Origin of the sequence: Ancylobacter gelatini, from assembly GCF_022601675.1 — a bacterium.
Lineage (GTDB): Bacteria > Pseudomonadota > Alphaproteobacteria > Rhizobiales > Xanthobacteraceae > Ancylobacter > Ancylobacter gelatini.
The window spans coordinates 202,892-218,819 of sequence record NZ_JAKVIL010000001.1 but is presented as its reverse complement, the minus strand read 5'-3'; the positions used below and the strand labels follow the sequence as shown (position 1 = coordinate 218,819).

The window sequence follows — 15,928 nt, the reverse complement described above, 5'->3', positions numbered from 1 at the left end:
CGATGGACGAGGAATCGTGCGAAAGCCCGTCAGACCGAAAGTAAAGAAGCCCCCGGCGCCGCGTCTGAAGCAGGGCCTGCCCTCGCGCGAGGATCTGATCGCCTTCATCTCGACCAATGGCGGCGATGTCGGCAAGCGCGAGATTTCGCGCGCCTTCGGCCTCGATGGCTCGGACCGCATCGCGCTCAAGCAGATGCTGCGCGAGCTGGCCGAGGAGGGCATCATCGGCTCCAAGCGCCGCAAGCTGCATCTGCCGGGCGCCCTGCCCGCCGTGGTGATGGCTGAGGTGATCGAGCGCGACGAGGATGGCGAACTCATCGCCACGCCGATCGACTGGGACGAGGAGGAGCACGGCGCGCCTCCGCGCATCCTGGTGCGGCTCGCCCGTCGCGGCCGCCTCGCCGGCCCGGCCCCGACCATCGGCGACCGGGTGCTGCTCAAGACCGAGGAAATCCCCGAGGCCGACGGCGCCATCCGCCACAATGGCCGCGTGCTCAAGCTGATCGAGAAGGCACGCGCCCTCACGCTCGGCATCTATCGCCGCGACCGCAAGGGCGAAGGCGGCCGGCTGATCCCGGTCGACAAGCGCAATATGGGGCGCGAGCTCGCCATTCCGCCCGGCGCCGAAGGCGGTGCCGAGGATGGCGACCTGGTGTCGGTGGAGATCCTGCGCCACCATGCCTATGGCCTGCCCACTGCCAAGGTGAAGGAACGGCTCGGCTCGCTGGCGACCGAGAAGGCGATCAGCCTGATCGCGATCCATGCCCACTCCATTCCCAGCGTGTTCCGCCGCGAGACTCTCGCCGAGGCGGAGGACGCCCGGCCCGCCACGCTGGCCGGCCGCGAGGACTGGCGCAGCCTGCCCCTCATCACCATCGACCCGCCCGACGCCAAGGACCATGACGACGCGGTGCACGCCGCGCCGGACGACGACCCGGCCAATGCCGGCGGTTTTATCGTCACGGTCGCCATCGCCGATGTCGCGGCCTATGTGCGCCCCGGAACCGCGCTGGACCGCGAGGCGCTGGTGCGCGGCAACTCGGTCTATTTCCCCGACCGCGTGGTGCCGATGCTCCCCGAGCGCATCTCCAATGACCTGTGCTCGCTACGCCCGAACGAGGACCGCCCCGCCCTCGCCGTGCGCATGGTGATCGGCCCGAACGGGCGCAAGAAAACCCACTCCTTCCACCGCATCATGATGCGCTCGGCCGCCAAGCTCGCTTATGCGCAGGCTCAAGCCGCCATTGAGGGCCGGGCCGACGAGGCGGCGGAAGCGCTGGTGGAGCCGGTGCTGCGCCCGCTCTATGCCGCCTATGAGGCGGTGAAGAAGGCGCGCGACGCCCGCTCGCCGCTGGAACTCGACCTCCCGGAGCGCAAGATCCTGCTCACCCCCGAGGGCACGGTCGACAAGGTGGTGATCCCCGAGCGGCTGGCGGCGCACAAGCTGATCGAGGAGTTCATGATCCTCGCCAACGTCGCCGCCGCCGAGACGCTGGAGGAGAAGCAGACGCCGCTGATCTACCGGGTGCACGACCAGCCCTCGATGGAGAAGATGCTGTCGCTGCGCGAATTCCTGCAGACGCTCGACATCAAGATGGCGAAAACCGAGACCGTCCGCCCCGCCCAGTTCAACGAGATTCTGGCGCGGGTGGTCGACACCGAGATGGCGCCGCTGGTCAATCAGGTGATCCTGCGCTCACAGGCGCAGGCGGAATACGCCAATGAGAACTATGGCCATTTCGGCCTGCATCTGCGCCGCTACGCGCATTTCACCTCGCCGATCCGCCGCTATGCCGATCTGATCGTGCACCGCGCGCTGATCCGGGCGCTGCATTTCGGCCGCGACGGCCTGCCGGACGGCACCACGCCCGAGGGGCTCGCGGAGACCGCCGCCCGCATCTCGGCGAGCGAGCGCCGCGCCATGGCGGCCGAGCGCGAGACCATCGACCGGCTGATCGCCCATCACATGGCCGAACAGATCGGCGCCACCTTCAAGGGCCGCATCGCCGGGGTGACGCGGGCGGGACTTTTCGTCGCGCTCGACGACACCGGCGCGGATGGTTTCATCCCCGCCGCGACGCTCGGGCAGGATTATTACCGCTATGACGAGACCCGCCACGCGCTGATCGGCGAGCAGAGCGGGGAAATGCACCGTCTGGGCGATCCGGTGGAGGTCAAGCTGGTCGAGGCGGCTCCGGTCGCCGGCGCGCTGCGGTTTGAGCTTCTGAGCGAGGGGCGCTATGTACCGGGGGGCAAGCGGCCTCCCCGCGGGCGGCGCGGCGACGGGCCGGTTCGCGCGCGACCCACGCCGCCATCGCGGCGCGGCCCGCCGCGCGGCAAACGCAAGTGATCGCCCGTCCTGCGGGCGTGGAAGGATGAGACGATCATGGCGCAGATGCCTTCGAGGCCGGTCGGCGCGGCGATGATGAACGGCCTGCGCCTGCGCTGCCCCGCCTGCGGCGAGGGCAAGCTGTTCTGCGGCTATCTCAAGGTCAACGAGCACTGCCCGTCCTGCCATGAGGAACTGTGGCACCAGCGCGCCGACGACGCCCCGCCCTACATGGTGATCACCGTGGTCGGCCACATCGTCGTGCCGCTGCTGCTGGCGGTCGAGATGGCGTTCCGCCCGGAAATCTGGATCCATCTGGTGATCTGGCTGCCGCTGACGGTCGCGCTGTGTCTCGTGCTGCTGCCGCCGGTCAAGGGCGCGCTGATCGCCTATCAATGGGCGATGCGCATGCACGGCTTCGACCCGGCGGACCCGGAGCGCGAAGCGCTGCCGCCGAGCCGTCGCGACATTCCGAAGGTGAGCCGCCCGGTCGGCGCGCGCCCGCTATGAGCCTGACAGAGAGCGCGCGCCTTCCCGACCCCGCGCCCGGCACCCATCCGAATCTGCGCCCCGCCGACGCCTCGACGCTGATCCTCGTCGACCGCTCGCAACGCACGCCGCGCCTGCTGCTGGGCCGGCGCAACGAGCGGCAGGCCTTCATGCCCGGCATGTTCGTGTTCCCCGGCGGCCGCGTCGAGGCACAGGACCGGCAGATGCCGGTGTTCGGCATGCTCGACGACGTGACCGAGCGCCGGCTCAATGCGCGCGTGTCCCGCCCCAGCGCCAGCCGCCCCCGCGCCCTCGCTCTCGCCGCCATCCGCGAGACCTGCGAGGAGACCGGCCTGCTGCTCGGCACCACCGATGCCGGCGCGCCGGAGACCGCCGCCGCATCCTGGGCCCCCTTCGTCGAGGCCGGCGTCTATCCCGATCTCGAAGCGCTGACCTTCGTCGCCCGTGCCGTCACCCCGCCGCGCCGCTCCCGGCGCTTCGACACCCGCTTCTTCATGGCGGAGGCGAGCAACATCGCCCATCGGCTCGACGGCGTGATCGGCCCCGACTCCGAGTTGATCGAGCTGGCGTGGATGACATTCGCGCAGGCCCGCAAGGCCGAGGTGCCCACCATCACCCTCGCGGTGATCGAGGAGGTCGAGACCCGGCTGGCACGCGGCAACAAGCCGTGGCTGCCGGTACCGTTCTTCTTCTCCCGCAACGGCCGTTTCCACCGCGAGACGCTGGACTAGGCACGCGCGAGGGCCCACTCATTTTCGCGAAAGTCGATTGACTTTCGCAGTGAGAAAATGCTCCAGCTCATCGGGAGCTCTTGACGCGCCAGTCGCCGGGCCGCGCGTCCGAGGTTCAATTGTCTGTTTTAGAAGACTTTTTCGCCCCGACCCGCCGCGGTGCGAAAGGGCGCTTCGCGTGATCGCGACAGCATCACGTCCACGTCCAGGTGCCTTCCATGCATGCCCCCTCCTCCTCGCGCGGCGTCGATATCGGCTCGATCGCGGCCGCCATCGCCGCGATCTCCATCGTCGGTTTCGGCCTGACACTCTCGATCCCCCTGCTCGCGATCGAATTGGACCAGCGCGGAATCTCCAGCACGTGGATCGGGGTGAACACCGCCTTTGGCGGCGTCGCGACCATCGTCACCGCGCCGTTCCTGCCGCGTCTGGTGCGCATGCTCGGTGCCGGCCCGCTGCTGATGGCGGCCATCGCGGCAGCGGCGCTCAGCCTGCTGGCGTTCAAGGTCACCGATTCGTTCGTGCTGTGGTTCCCGCTGCGCTTCATCTTCGGCATGGCGCTGTGCGTGCTGTTCGTGGTGAGCGAGTTCTGGATCAACGCCGCCGCCCCGCCGGACCGGCGCGGGCTGGTGATCGGCATCTACGCCACCGTGCTCTCCGCCGGCTTCGCGGCCGGGCCGATGGTGCTGGCGCTGGTCGGCACGCAGGGCTGGGCGCCCTATCTCATCGGCGCCGGCTTCTTCCTGCTGGGCGCGATTCCCGTGTTGCTCGGCGCCTCCGGCGCGCCCGCCATCGAGAAGGACAGCGCGAGCGGCGTGCTGAGCCTGATGCGCATCGCCCCGGCGGCGACGCTGGCGGCCTTCATCTTCGGCGCGGTCGAGACTGGCCTCATCAATTTCCTGCCGCTTTACGGGCTGCGGCGCGGGCTGATGGAGGGCGAGGCGGCGATCCTGCTGACCGTTGCCGAACTGGGCAATGTCGCGCTGCAACTCCCGCTCGGCCTGCTGAGCGACCGCATGGACCGGCGCAAGCTGCTGCTGGGCTGCGGCCTGGTCGGGCTCATCGGATCGGCGCTGATTCCCTTCCTCGCCATCGACAGCTGGGCGATGTGGGGAACCGTGTTCGTCACCACCGGCATCGTCGCCGGGCTCTACACGCTTGGCCTCGCCCTGCTCGGCGCGCGATTCGACGGGGCGGCGCTCGCCACCGCCAATGCGGCGTTCGTGATGCTGTACTCCGTGGGCCTCATTGTCGGCCCCACGGCGGTGGGTGTCGGCATGGAAGTCGTCAACCCGGACGGTTTCGCCTGGGTTCTGGCGGCACTGCTGGGTTTCTACGTCGTGGTGGTGGCCGCCCAGATGGCGCGCGAGCGCTGAAATCGCGCCGCCTTCCTTGACAATCGGGCCGCGATCACGGATAGGAACGCGCAACGAGCGGCACGGATGCCGCGCGAACCCATAGATTTCGACGTGGCCTAGGCCACGCCTCCAGGAGAGCGGTCAATGGCCAAGGCAACGACCATCAAGATCCGGCTCGTGTCGAGCGCCGACACCGGCTTTTTCTACGTGACGAAGAAGAACTCGCGCACCATGACCGACAAGCTGGTCGTGAAGAAGTACGACCCGGTCGCGAAGAAGCATGTCGAGTTCCGCGAAGGCAAGATCAAGTGATCGCCTGATCGCCACGCTCTGAACGACGAAAGGCGCCGCGAGGCGCCTTTTTCGTTTGTTCGGGCGTGGATTCAACCGCCCGACGTGAACCGCCTCAATCCAGCGGCACAAACTGGCGCACGGTTTCCAGGAACTTGGCGACCGAGATCGGCTTGGAAAGATAGGCCTCGCAGCCGCCCTCGCGAATCCGCTCCTCGTCGCCCTTCATCGCGAAGGCGGTGACGGCGATGACGGGGATGGCTTTCAGCTCAGGATCGGCCTTCAGCCAGCGCGTCACGTCGAGGCCGGAGACTTCGGGAAGCTGGATATCCATGAGAATCAGATCGGGGCGGTGCTTGCGGGCAAGCTCCATCGCCTCGATGCCATTGCGCGTGCCCAGCGTCACATAGCCGTGGGCTTCCAGCAGATCGTTGAAGAGCTTCATATTGAGCTCATTGTCTTCCACGATCAGAACGGTCTTGGACATGAGGCGCTCGGCGTGTGAGTCTGAAGAGGGAGTCGGGCGGGCACCTGCGCGCAAACCCGTTTGATCCTAGTGGCCCATTCCTTACGGAACCCCAAATGCAGAACCGTAAATCCCGCCCTATCTCCACCGAGGCCGCCGCCCGCGAGGTGGCGATGGGCGCCCTGCTCTATCTCGCCGGCGATCCCGAGCGCATCGGCCCCTTCCTTGCGCAGAGCGGGCTGGCGCCGGGCGACCTGCGCGGCGTCGCCGGCCAGCCGGCCTTCCATGTGGCGGTGCTCGATTATCTGATCGAGCGGCAGGATCTGTTGATCGCCCATGCCGGCGACGCAGGCATCGATCCGGGCCACGTCGTCGCCGCCCGCGAGATACTGGCCCATAAGGGCCACCGGGCGCTATGATCGCGCCTCACCATGACCCGCGAGCCCGCCTTCTGCCGTGACTGCCTGAAGGATGCCGGCGCTGCCCCGCGCTGCCCGCATTGCGGCAGTCCGCGCCTCGCGCGCCACGGCGAACTCCATACGCTGCACATCGCCCATATCGACTGCGACGCCTTCTATGCCGCGGTGGAGAAGCGCGACGACCCGGCACTGCGCGACGTGCCGGTGATCATTGGCGGCGGCAAGCGCGGCGTCGTCTCCACCTGCTGCTATCTCGCCCGTGTGAAGGGCGTGCGCTCCGCCATGCCGATGTTCAAGGCGCTGGCGCTGTGCCCGGAAGCGGTGGTGGTGAAGCCGAACATGGCGAAATATGTCGCGGTCGGCCGGCAGGTGCGCGAGCGCATGCTGGCGCTGACCCCGCTGGTGGAGCCGCTTTCCATCGACGAGGCGTTCCTCGACCTCGCCGGCACCGAGAGGCTGCACGGCGCCTCGCCGGCGCGCTCGCTGGCGCGGCTGGCGCGCGAGGTGGAGGCCGAGATCGGCATCACCCTGTCGATCGGGCTCGCGGCCAACAAGTTCCTCGCCAAGATCGCCTCCGACCTCGACAAGCCGCGCGGCTTCGCCATCATCGGTCAGTCCGAGGCCGCCGCCTTCCTCGCCCCGCGCGATGTCGGCACGATCTGGGGCGTCGGCAAGGCCACGCAGGAGCGGCTCGCCCGCGAAGGCTTCCGCCTGATCGCCGACCTTCAGGCCGCGGACGAGACCGTGCTGATGCGCCGTTTCGGGGCGGAAGGGCTGCGGCTCGGCCGGCTGGCGCGCGGCATCGATCCCCGCCCGGTGAACCCGGAGCGCGAGACCAAGAGCGTCTCCACCGAGACGACATTCGACAATGATATCCGGGACTTCCGCGAACTTGAGCAGACCTTGCACAAGCTCGCCGGCAAGGTCTCGACGCGGCTGAAGGCCGCCGGCTTCGCCGGGCGCACCATCACGCTGAAGCTCAAGACCGCGGACTTCCGGCTGATCACCCGCTCGCGCTCGCTGGAAGACCCGACCCGCCTCGCCCATCGCATCTTCGATCACGCCCGCGAGTTGCTGCGCCGCGAGGTCGACGGACGCGCGTTCCGGCTGATCGGCGTGGGCGTGTCGGAGCTGGCCGATCCCGCGCTGGCCGACCCGGACGATCTGGTGGACGTGCAGGCCACCAAGCGCGGCAAGGCGGAACTGGCGGCCGACGCGCTGCGCGCCCGCTTCGGCCACAGCGTGGTGGAGCACGGCATCGCCCTCGACGCCCCGCGCCGGCCGGGCTCCGGGCGCGAGAGCACCGACCGGCCCGCTATTTCGGGCACGCCTCCTGAGGCAGGGGCTCGTAGGAAGTGAGCGTGCCGCGCAGGGCGAAATCGCCATAATCGAGCCGAAGCGCGCGGCTGACGCCGTTGTCGTACAGGTCGAAGCTGATGATGTAGTCCGGCGTGGTCTCGGACCCGCCCTTCTCATAATAGCTGATGACCACCGGATAGCGGGTGCGCCCGGCAAGGTCGCCCTTCGCCGCGCTCGCCTCCAGACCGTCGCTTCCGGTCAGCGGCTTGCCGATCACCGACAGCGTCTCGTAGATCTTGCGCGCATCCGGCGAACCGTCGAACACCGGTGCCTGAAGGATGGCATCGCCGCGCGCGGCGGCGTCCAGCACTTCCAGCACATGCTGGGTCGGCAGCAGCACGCCCTTGGCGAGTTCGATGGTCTCCACCTCCGGCTTGGTGGCCTTCACCACCAGCTTGCCGTCGCGGCGCTCGGCCACGCCGTCCGCCTCGTCCGGCCGCTCGCCATTGATGGTGTTGGAGACGCGGAAGCGGTAGGCATTGCCCGCACCGTCCTCCCAGGTCGCGGTGGAGAGCGCGGTGGAGAGCCGCCCGCCGCCATCGGTGTCGAGATCGGTGCTCTGGCGCAGTTGCACGGAATAGCCGGCGCAGGCACTGCCGCGCATCTCGTAGACGATCTGCCCCTGAGCCGCATTGACCCGCTTGGCGGCCTTCGCGGCGTCCAGCGAGATCGTGTAGGTGGCGCGGTGCGGGGAAAGCTGGATCGCCGCCTGCGCGACCGAGCCCGCGGAAAACGTCCCAAACATCAGCGATGCAAGGGTGAAGGCACGAAAACCGGTGGCCGCAGACATCAATACTCGCTCCCGAATGCCGGCCCGCCCGCTTGCGCACGGCAGGCCGATCGGCCAAACATCACCAACCGAATATCCTGCAAAAACATGAGCCAAAGTTGGCGCCTGTCAACACCGGCCCGCCTCCTGGAGAATCGAATGTCCGGCACCGTCGAAGCCAAACTCGCCACGCTCGGCATCACCGTGCCGGTCGCCAATCCGCCGGTGGCCAATTATGTGCCGACCGTGATCAGCGGCAACCAGTTGTGGATTTCCGGCCAGATCGCCGCCGCCGACGGCAAGCCGATCACCGGGCGGCTGTCGAGCGCGGCCGATATCGAACACGGCCAGGCCGCCGCCCGCGCCTGCGCGATCAACCTGATGGCGCAGATGAAGGCAGCGCTCGGCGATCTCGACCGGGTGAAGCGCGTCGTCAAACTGGTGGCCTTCGTGAATTCGGCCCCGGATTTCACCGACCAGCCCAAGGTGGTCAACGGCGCCTCCGACCTGTTCGTCGAGGCGTTCGGTGATGCCGGCCGCCACGCCCGCTCCGCCGTGGGCGTCGCCGCCCTGCCGATGAATGTCAGCGTGGAAATCGACGCCGTGGTCGAATTCGTCTGAGCCGTGAACGCCTGACAATGAACGCCCCCGGCTGGCTCACCGCGCGCCCTGTCGCCCATCGTGCCCTGCACGATGCGGCGCGCGGCATCATCGAGAACACGCCCTCGGCGGTGGCGGCCGCGCTCGCGCGCAACTACGCCATCGAGGTCGACATCCAGCTCTCCGCCGATGGCGAGGCGCTGGTGTTCCACGATGACGACCTCGATCGCCTGACCCACGCCACCGGACCGTTCCACGCGCGGACGACGGCGGCGCTCAAGGCGGTCGAGATGCGCGGCACCGCCGACCGCATGATGACGCTGCGCGAGCTGTTGGATCAGGTCGCCGGCCGCGTGGCGCTGGTGATCGAGCTGAAAAGCCGGTTCGACGGCGACACGGCCGTGGCCGCCCGCGCGGTCGAGGTACTGGCGGGCTATGACGGACCGGCGGCGCTGATGTCGTTCGATCCCGATCTGGTCGCCGCTGTACGCCGGCTCGCCCCGCACATCCCGCGCGGCATCACCATGGAGCATCGCTACGACGATCCCGAATGGGCTCCATTGCCGCCGGCCACCAAATTCGCCTGGGGCAACCTGCTGCACTTTCCGCGCACGCGGCCGGACTTCATCGCCCACTATGTGAAGGAACTGCCCGCCGCGGCCCCATCGATGGCCCGGCGTCTTGCCGGCCTGCCGATCCTCGCCTGGACCGTGCGCAGCGAGGAAGACCGCCGTGTCGCCGCCCGGCATGCTGACCAGGTGATCTTCGAGGGCTTCACGCCCTGACGGCAGGAACGTCGCAATCGCGTGAGAAGGGCTTTCGCGCGTCGCCGGCAGCGCGCACATTCACCTTCATGATCGCAGCCGCGCCTCCGCCCCTTGCCGACACGATTCCCGCATGAGCGACCAGACCTTCACCCTGCGCGTCGAGAGCGAGATCGCCCGGATTCCGGCGCCGTCGTGGAATTCGCTTGCGCGTACTGACTCCCATTCTGATTTAGAAACATCAATCAATCCATTCATATCGCACGAGTTTTTATCCTCGCTTGAGGAGTCCCGCTGCGTGGCGGCCGAGACAGGCTGGCTACCGCAGCATCTCGTGCTTGAAGCGCCGGACGGGACGGTGCTCGGCGTCTGCCCGGCCTATCTCAAGTCGCATTCGCAGGGCGAATACGTCTTCGACCATGGCTGGGCCGATGCCTATGAGCGCGCCGGCGGGCGCTATTATCCCAAGCTTCAGGTCAGCGTGCCCTTCACCCCCGCCGCCGGTCCGCGCCTGCTGGTCGGCACCGCCGCGCCGGCGCAGACCGCCCGCAACGCCCTCGCGCAGGGGCTCAAGGCACTGGCCGGCATGCGCAACGCGTCCTCGGTCCACGCGACCTTTCTGAACGAGGCGGATGCTAGCGCGCTGGAGGCGGAAGACTTCCTGCCCCGCATCGACCAGCAGTTCCACTGGACCAATAAGGGCTATGCCAGCTACGAGGATTTCCTCAGTGAGCTGGCCTCGCGCAAGCGCAAGGCGATCAAGCGCGAGCGGCGCGAGGCGCTGGCGGACCGCATCGAGATCGAGGCGCTCACCGGCGCGGCGATTACCGAGGAGGCCTGGGACGCCTTCTTCCGCTTCTACATCGACACCGGCTCGCGCAAATGGGGCCGCCCTTACCTCAACCGCCAATTCTACACGCTGATCGGCGAGCGCATGGCGGACCGTGTGCTGCTGGTCATGGCCCGTCGCGCCGGCCGCTACATCGCCGGGGCCATCAATTTCATCGGCGCCGACACGCTTTACGGACGGCACTGGGGGTGCGTCGAGGACCATCCCTTCCTGCATTTCGAGGTCTGCTACCATCAGGCCATCGACTTCGCCATCGCGCGCGGGCTGAAGACGGTGGAGGCCGGCGCACAGGGCGAGCACAAGCTGGCGCGGGGTTATCTCCCCGTCACCACGCGCTCGGCGCATTACATCGCCGATCCCGGCTTCCGCGAGGCGGTCGCGCATTATCTGGCGCGCGAGCGGCGCCATGTGGAAAGCGCCGGCGAGAAACTGGCGGCGCTCGGCCCGTTCCACCGCATCCCGGACGAGGCGTGAGGGCGATCGACGCTTGACCGGCTCCCGCCGGCTTGCCATCGAAGCGCACCCGATTTGAAGGAGCCTGCCATGACCTACGACCCCGGCAACATCTTCGCGAAGATCCTGCGCGGCGAGATTCCCGCCTTCAAGGTCCATGAGGATGAGAGCGTGCTCGCCTTCCTCGACATCTTCCCGCGCGCGCCGGGCCACACGCTGGTCATCCCCAAGGCACCGGCCCGCAATCTCCTCGATGTCGACCCGGCCGATCTTTCGAAAGTGATGGCAGCGGCGCAGCGCATCGCGCGGGCGCAACTCGTGGCATTCGATGCGGAGGGCATCACCCTCACCCAGCACAATGAGCCGGCCGGCGGGCAGGAGGTGTTCCACCTCCACGTCCACGTCATCCCGCGCGTGGCGGGCGTCGAACTCAAGGCCCCGCTGTCCTACAAGGAAGAGATGGACGTGCTGGCCGCGCAGGCGGAGAAGCTGAAGGCCGCGCTGGCGGCCTGAGCGGGCCGCGTCAGGCGACGCCGAGCCACCAGGCGCCACCGGCCAGCACCGCCTCGCCCAGCAGCACCCCGGCGAGCACGGAGCGGCGCAGCGCGATGAAGCCGCCCACGCCCGCGCCGACGGCCGACAGGCGCAGCCAGAGCGGCAGCGCCACCAGCGCGCCGTTCGGGATCAGGATGAGGCGCGCGACGACGGCGGCCAGCAACGCCGTCGCCACCGCCTTGACCCATTGCATCCACGCGCCTTCCTCGTCGATGCCGCGCCCGAACAGCACGCCGAGCACGCGCCACACCTCATTGGGCAGGAAGCCGATCACCAGCACGACCATGATGGCGGCGAATTCGCTCTGATAGGCGCTCATGCCCGTCGCCTCTTCCACAGCCGCATGGCGAAGAAGGCGAGCGTGCCCCCGCCCACCCCGCTCCAGAACAGATCGAGCCCGCCCGGCGAATTCGCCACCAGCGGCGACAGCGCCGCGCCCAGCCCGATCGCCAGCCAGTCCACCGCCGCCTTGGCATTGCGCACCAGCAGGATGGTGAAGGAAATCGGCGTCACCAGCAGCAACGCCACCGCCAACGGCCCCGGCAGCGCGCTCGTCAGGTAGAAGCCCAGCAGCGTGCCGGCGCAACTGATTCCGATCAGCCCGGTGCCGATCCCAATGGTGAAGGCGGGCCGCCCCTCGCGCGCCACGCCGGGCAGGATGCGGAAGCCTTCCACCCAGAGCGTGACCGCGACGAAATGGGCGCAGATCAGCTCGACGACGATGTTGGAGCGCCGCCCGCGCATCAGCGGCATCAGCGACACCACCATCGGGAACAGCCGCACGCCGGACAGGCACACCGCGATCGCCAGCGCCGGCAGCGAGGCACCCGCCGCGAGCCCGCCGATCAGAATCACCTGTGCCGGCAGCGCCCAGATCAGGATGGTCGACAGCACCCCGGCAACGATCGGAAAGCCGATATCGTGCATCAGCCCGCCAAAGCCGACAAAGGTCGCCATCAGCACCAGACCGGGCGCGCTGATGCTGGCGTGCATGCCCTGCAGGAACCAGAGCAGCGGGCGACCGGATTCGGTGGGAGGGGAATTGGATGATGAATGCATTGACGACCTGTGCGGGCCGTTGATCCTCCCCTGCGCCGAAGAGGTCAAGCTGAACCTTGGCCCATCGGGCGCAGCTATGCCCCGATCGCGGGGCCGCGGGCCGCGCCCCACAGCCTGGCGCATATCTGCGGGCCGAACACCGTGCCGCAACCGGCCTTGCCGCGCGCGGAGGTGGCGTCCACGGCCGGGCAAGGCCGCCTGTCCGGCCCAAACGCGAACGGCCCCGCCGGGGATGTCTCCCGGCGGGGCCGTCCATGTCGTGGGGCCTCTCAGCCGCGATCAGGCCTTGACCAGCGGCACCTTCGGCACGCGTGAGCCGGAGGGGCCCGGCTTGCCCGCGTCCCCGGCCGGCTTCTTCGCCTTGGCGGCCGGCTTGCGACGCGGCGCGCGCTTGGGCTTTTCGGCGACGATCTTGTCCGGCTTCGGCGTGACCGGGCCTTCGGGGAACTCGAAGCCGAGTTCGCTTGCCCCGTCTTCCGGTGTCGTCACCACCACGCGGACATGACCGCCATTCTTCAACCGGCCGAACAGCACCTCGTCGGCGAGCGCCTTCTTGATGTGCTCCTGGATCACGCGGCCCATCGGGCGCGCGCCCATCTGCACGTCATAGCCGCGCTCCACCAGCCAGGCGGTGGCGTCGTCGGACAGCTCGATCGTCACATTGCGGTCGGCAAGCTGCGCTTCGAGCTGAAGCACGAACTTCTCCACCACCAGCGCGATGATGTCGTTGGTGAGGTGCGCGAACGGGATGATCGCGTCGAGCCGGTTGCGGAATTCGGGGGCGAACAGGCGGTTGATCGCCTCCACATCGTCCCCTTCCCGCTTCGAGCGGGTGAAGCCATAGGCCGACTTCGACATATCGGCGGCGCCCGCATTGGTCGTCATGATGAGAATGACGTTGCGGAAGCTCACCTGCTTGCCGTTATGGTCGGTCAACTGGCCGTGATCCATCACCTGCAACAGGATGTTGAACAGATCGGGATGCGCCTTCTCGATCTCGTCGAGCAGCAGCACGCAATGCGGGTGCTGGTCGACGCCATCGGTCAGCAGGCCGCCCTGGTCGAAGCCGACATAGCCGGGAGGCGCGCCGATCAGCCGGCTCACCGTGTGGCGCTCCATATATTCCGACATGTCGAAGCGCAGCAGTTCGACGCCGAGCGACGACGCCAGCTGCTTGGCCACCTCGGTCTTGCCGACGCCGGTGGGGCCCGAGAACAGGTAGGAGCCGATCGGCTTCTCCGGTTCGCGCAGCCCGGCCCGCGCCAGCTTGATCGCGGAGGACAGCGCCTCGATCGCCTTGTCCTGCCCGTAGACCACGCGCTTGAGCGTGGTCTCCAGCCCGGCCAGCACCTCGGTGTCGTCCTTGGAGACGGTCTTGGGCGGGATGCGGGCGATGGTGGCGATCGTCGCCTCGATCTCCTTCACGCCGATGGTCTTCTTGCGCCGGCCCTCCGGCAGAAGCATCTGCGCCGCGCCGGATTCGTCGATGATGTCGATCGCCTTGTCCGGCAGCTTGCGGTCGTGGATGTAGCGCGCGGAGAGCTCCACCGCCGCCTTGATGGCGTCGTTGGTGTAGCGCAGCCGGTGATAGTCCTCGAAATAGGGCTTGAGGCCTTTGAGGATCTCGATCGCGTCCGGCACGGTCGGCTCGGGCACGTCGATCTTCTGGAACCGGCGCACCAGCGCGCGGTCCTTCTCGAAATACTGGCGGTATTCCTTATAGGTGGTGGAGCCGATGCAGCGCAGCGAGCCCGACGCCAGGGCCGGCTTGAGCAGGTTGGAGGCATCCATCGCGCCGCCGGACGTCGCGCCGGCGCCGATCACCGTGTGAATCTCGTCGATGAACATGATGGCGTCGGGATAGGCCTCGATCTCCTTCACCACCTGCTTGAGGCGCTCCTCGAAGTCGCCGCGATAGCGGGTGCCGGCGAGCAGCGTGCCCATGTCGAGCGAGAACACCGTGGCCTTGCGCAGAACCTCGGGCACCTCGCCATTGACGATGCGGCGTGCCAGGCCCTCGGCGATGGCGGTCTTGCCCACGCCGGGATCGCCCACGAAGAGCGGGTTGTTCTTGGAGCGACGGCACAGCACCTGGATGGTGCGCTGAATCTGGTCGTCGCGGCCGATCAACGGGTCGATCTTGCCCTCGCGTGCCTTTTTGTTGAGGTTCACGCAATAGGCGTCGAGCGCATCGGCCTTCTTCTTGGTGTCCTCTCCCGCTTTCGTCTCAGTCTCCTCCTCGGCGCCGCGAACGGGACGACTTTCCGACATGCCGGCGCGCTTGGCGATGCCGTGACTGATGTAATTGACCGCGTCGTAGCGGGTCATGTCCTGCTCTTGCAGGAAATAGGCCGCGTGGCTCTCGCGCTCGGCGAAAATCGCCACGAGCACGTTGGCCCCGGTCACTTCCTCGCGGCCGGACGACTGGACATGGATCACCGCGCGCTGGATCACGCGCTGGAAGCCGGCGGTCGGCTTGGAATCCTCGCCCGCGTCCTGGACCAGATTGTCGAGTTCGGTGTCGATATATTCGACGAGGTTGCGGCGCAGCTTCTCGAGATCGACATTGCACGCGCGCATCACGGCGGCGGAATCCTGGTCGTCGACGAGCGAGAGCAGCAGATGTTCCAGCGTCGCGTATTCGTGGTGACGCTCATTGGCGAGCGCCAGCGCCCGGTGGAGAGATTGCTCGAGGCTGCGGGAGAAGGTAGGCATCGGGACCTCTTCGTTTAGCCGCTGCGGAGCGTCACTTCTTCTCCATGACGCACTGCAAAGGATGCTGGTGCTTTCGGGCGAAGTCCATCACCTGCGTGACTTTTGTTTCGGCCACTTCATAGGTAAAGACACCGCATTCACCCACGCCATGCTGATGCACATGCAGCATGATCTGGGTGGCCTCCTCCCGGTTCTTCGCGAAGAAGTGCTCCAGCACGTGCACGACGAACTCCATTGGCGTGTAGTCGTCGTTGAGCAGAAGCACCCGATAGAGACTCGGCCGCTTGACCTGCGGCTTGGTACGCGTGATCACCGCCGTCCCGGGCACGTTGTCGCCGCGCCGGCGACGCTCGTCGTCAGACATCATGAAAGGGGTGGAGCGGAGCGGATGAGGCACGGGCATTGAGGCTCGGTTCGGGCCGGCCAGGGTGACCGGGTTCGCGAGACTTATAATAGGTACGCCCGATGGAGGGCGCCAGAGTCTTCCGCTCACATCTCCTGTCGCAATCCGGTGACAAATGCGGCACCACCCGCCGCGAGATGTTGGAAACACAGGCATCGTGCCCGTCCTCACAGATTGCGTGAACGTGACGCACCGCGCGCGTGGTCGTGCAATGCAAAAAGGCCCGGCGTGAACCGGGCCTTGATTGCATAGGCTGGTAGGCGTCGCCGCCGCGTCACCGGCGTTTGTCTGGATCAG

Annotated in this window: 17 protein-coding genes; 11 read left to right on the top strand and 6 right to left on the bottom strand. The window is 67.7% G+C overall.

Annotated elements, in window-relative coordinates; genetic code table 11:
- Window positions 1–16: 16 nt before the first annotated feature.
- The 5 genes from rnr (at window position 17) to rpmG (ending at window position 5,240) form a co-directional block, all read left to right on the top strand.
- On the top strand, window positions 17–2,350 hold the full coding sequence (gene rnr / locus MKI84_RS01075; protein WP_241616123.1) for a ribonuclease R: 2,334 nt from the start codon (window positions 17–19) through the stop codon (window positions 2,348–2,350).
- Window positions 2,351–2,386: 36 nt separating this feature from the next.
- Complete coding sequence (locus tag MKI84_RS01070) at window positions 2,387–2,839, top strand: DUF983 domain-containing protein (RefSeq protein WP_241616122.1); 453 nt, start codon at window positions 2,387–2,389, stop codon at window positions 2,837–2,839.
- Window positions 2,836–3,570, top strand: coding sequence for an NUDIX hydrolase (locus tag MKI84_RS01065; RefSeq protein ID WP_241616121.1), 735 nt, complete (start codon window positions 2,836–2,838; stop codon window positions 3,568–3,570). Before MKI84_RS01070 ends, MKI84_RS01065 begins: the two co-directional genes overlap by 4 nt.
- 218 nt (window positions 3,571–3,788) lie before the next feature.
- A complete protein-coding gene (locus MKI84_RS01060) occupies window positions 3,789–4,946 on the top strand; it encodes an MFS transporter (RefSeq protein WP_241616120.1) in 1,158 nt (385 codons plus the stop codon).
- Window positions 4,947–5,072: 126 nt separating this feature from the next.
- Entirely contained in the window at window positions 5,073–5,240 is a 168-nt protein-coding gene (rpmG, locus tag MKI84_RS01055; protein WP_241616119.1) for a 50S ribosomal protein L33, read from the top strand.
- Window positions 5,241–5,334: 94 nt separating this feature from the next.
- On the opposite strand, the gene MKI84_RS01050 is transcribed toward rpmG, so the two are convergent.
- Window positions 5,335–5,706, bottom strand: a complete 372-nt coding sequence (locus MKI84_RS01050) for a response regulator (RefSeq protein WP_241616118.1) — start codon at window positions 5,704–5,706, stop codon at window positions 5,335–5,337.
- A 95-nt stretch (window positions 5,707–5,801) separates the two neighbouring features.
- Between MKI84_RS01050 and MKI84_RS01045 the strand changes: the two genes are divergently transcribed.
- Both MKI84_RS01045 and MKI84_RS01040 read left to right on the top strand, forming a co-directional pair.
- The gene (locus MKI84_RS01045; protein WP_241616117.1) at window positions 5,802–6,104 is read left to right on the top strand and encodes a DUF3572 domain-containing protein; all 303 of its coding nucleotides are present in this window, start codon (window positions 5,802–5,804) and stop codon (window positions 6,102–6,104) included.
- Window positions 6,105–6,116: 12 nt separating this feature from the next.
- Entirely contained in the window at window positions 6,117–7,463 is a 1,347-nt protein-coding gene (locus tag MKI84_RS01040) for a DNA polymerase IV (protein WP_241616116.1), read from the top strand.
- Here the strand turns inward: MKI84_RS01040 and MKI84_RS01035 are convergent.
- Complete coding sequence (locus tag MKI84_RS01035; RefSeq protein ID WP_241616115.1) at window positions 7,420–8,253, bottom strand: cell envelope integrity EipB family protein; 834 nt, start codon at window positions 8,251–8,253, stop codon at window positions 7,420–7,422. The genes MKI84_RS01040 and MKI84_RS01035 overlap by 44 nt on opposite strands.
- Window positions 8,254–8,391: 138 nt before the next feature.
- Here MKI84_RS01035 and MKI84_RS01030 point away from each other — a divergent pair, with 138 nt between their 5' ends.
- The 4 genes from MKI84_RS01030 to MKI84_RS01015 all read left to right on the top strand — a co-directional run bounded on the left by MKI84_RS01030 (window position 8,392) and on the right by MKI84_RS01015 (window position 11,412).
- Window positions 8,392–8,853 (top strand): RidA family protein, encoded by a 462-nt coding sequence (locus MKI84_RS01030; protein ID WP_241616114.1) that lies wholly within the window; start codon window positions 8,392–8,394, stop codon window positions 8,851–8,853.
- A gap of 17 nt (window positions 8,854–8,870) precedes the next feature.
- On the top strand, window positions 8,871–9,617 hold the full coding sequence (locus MKI84_RS01025) for a glycerophosphodiester phosphodiesterase family protein (RefSeq protein WP_241616113.1): 747 nt from the start codon (window positions 8,871–8,873) through the stop codon (window positions 9,615–9,617).
- 112 nt (window positions 9,618–9,729) lie between these two features.
- Window positions 9,730–10,920, top strand: a complete 1,191-nt coding sequence (locus tag MKI84_RS01020) for a GNAT family N-acetyltransferase (RefSeq protein WP_241616112.1) — start codon at window positions 9,730–9,732, stop codon at window positions 10,918–10,920.
- A gap of 69 nt (window positions 10,921–10,989) precedes the next feature.
- Window positions 10,990–11,412, top strand: coding sequence for an HIT family protein (locus MKI84_RS01015; RefSeq protein ID WP_241616111.1), 423 nt, complete (start codon window positions 10,990–10,992; stop codon window positions 11,410–11,412).
- A gap of 10 nt (window positions 11,413–11,422) precedes the next feature.
- On the opposite strand, the gene MKI84_RS01010 is transcribed toward MKI84_RS01015, so the two are convergent.
- The 4 genes from MKI84_RS01010 to clpS form a co-directional block, all read right to left on the bottom strand.
- Window positions 11,423–11,773 (bottom strand): AzlD domain-containing protein, encoded by a 351-nt coding sequence (locus MKI84_RS01010; RefSeq protein ID WP_241616110.1) that lies wholly within the window; start codon window positions 11,771–11,773, stop codon window positions 11,423–11,425.
- Window positions 11,770–12,447, bottom strand: coding sequence for an AzlC family ABC transporter permease (locus MKI84_RS01005; protein ID WP_241616109.1), 678 nt, complete (start codon window positions 12,445–12,447; stop codon window positions 11,770–11,772). The genes MKI84_RS01010 and MKI84_RS01005 overlap by 4 nt, the downstream gene beginning before the upstream one ends.
- A 345-nt stretch (window positions 12,448–12,792) precedes the next feature.
- Window positions 12,793–15,228 (bottom strand): ATP-dependent Clp protease ATP-binding subunit ClpA, encoded by a 2,436-nt coding sequence (gene clpA, locus MKI84_RS01000; RefSeq protein ID WP_241616108.1) that lies wholly within the window; start codon window positions 15,226–15,228, stop codon window positions 12,793–12,795.
- A 31-nt stretch (window positions 15,229–15,259) separates the two neighbouring features.
- On the bottom strand, window positions 15,260–15,595 hold the full coding sequence (gene clpS, locus MKI84_RS00995; protein ID WP_241616502.1) for an ATP-dependent Clp protease adapter ClpS: 336 nt from the start codon (window positions 15,593–15,595) through the stop codon (window positions 15,260–15,262).
- Window positions 15,596–15,928 lie beyond the last annotated feature (333 nt).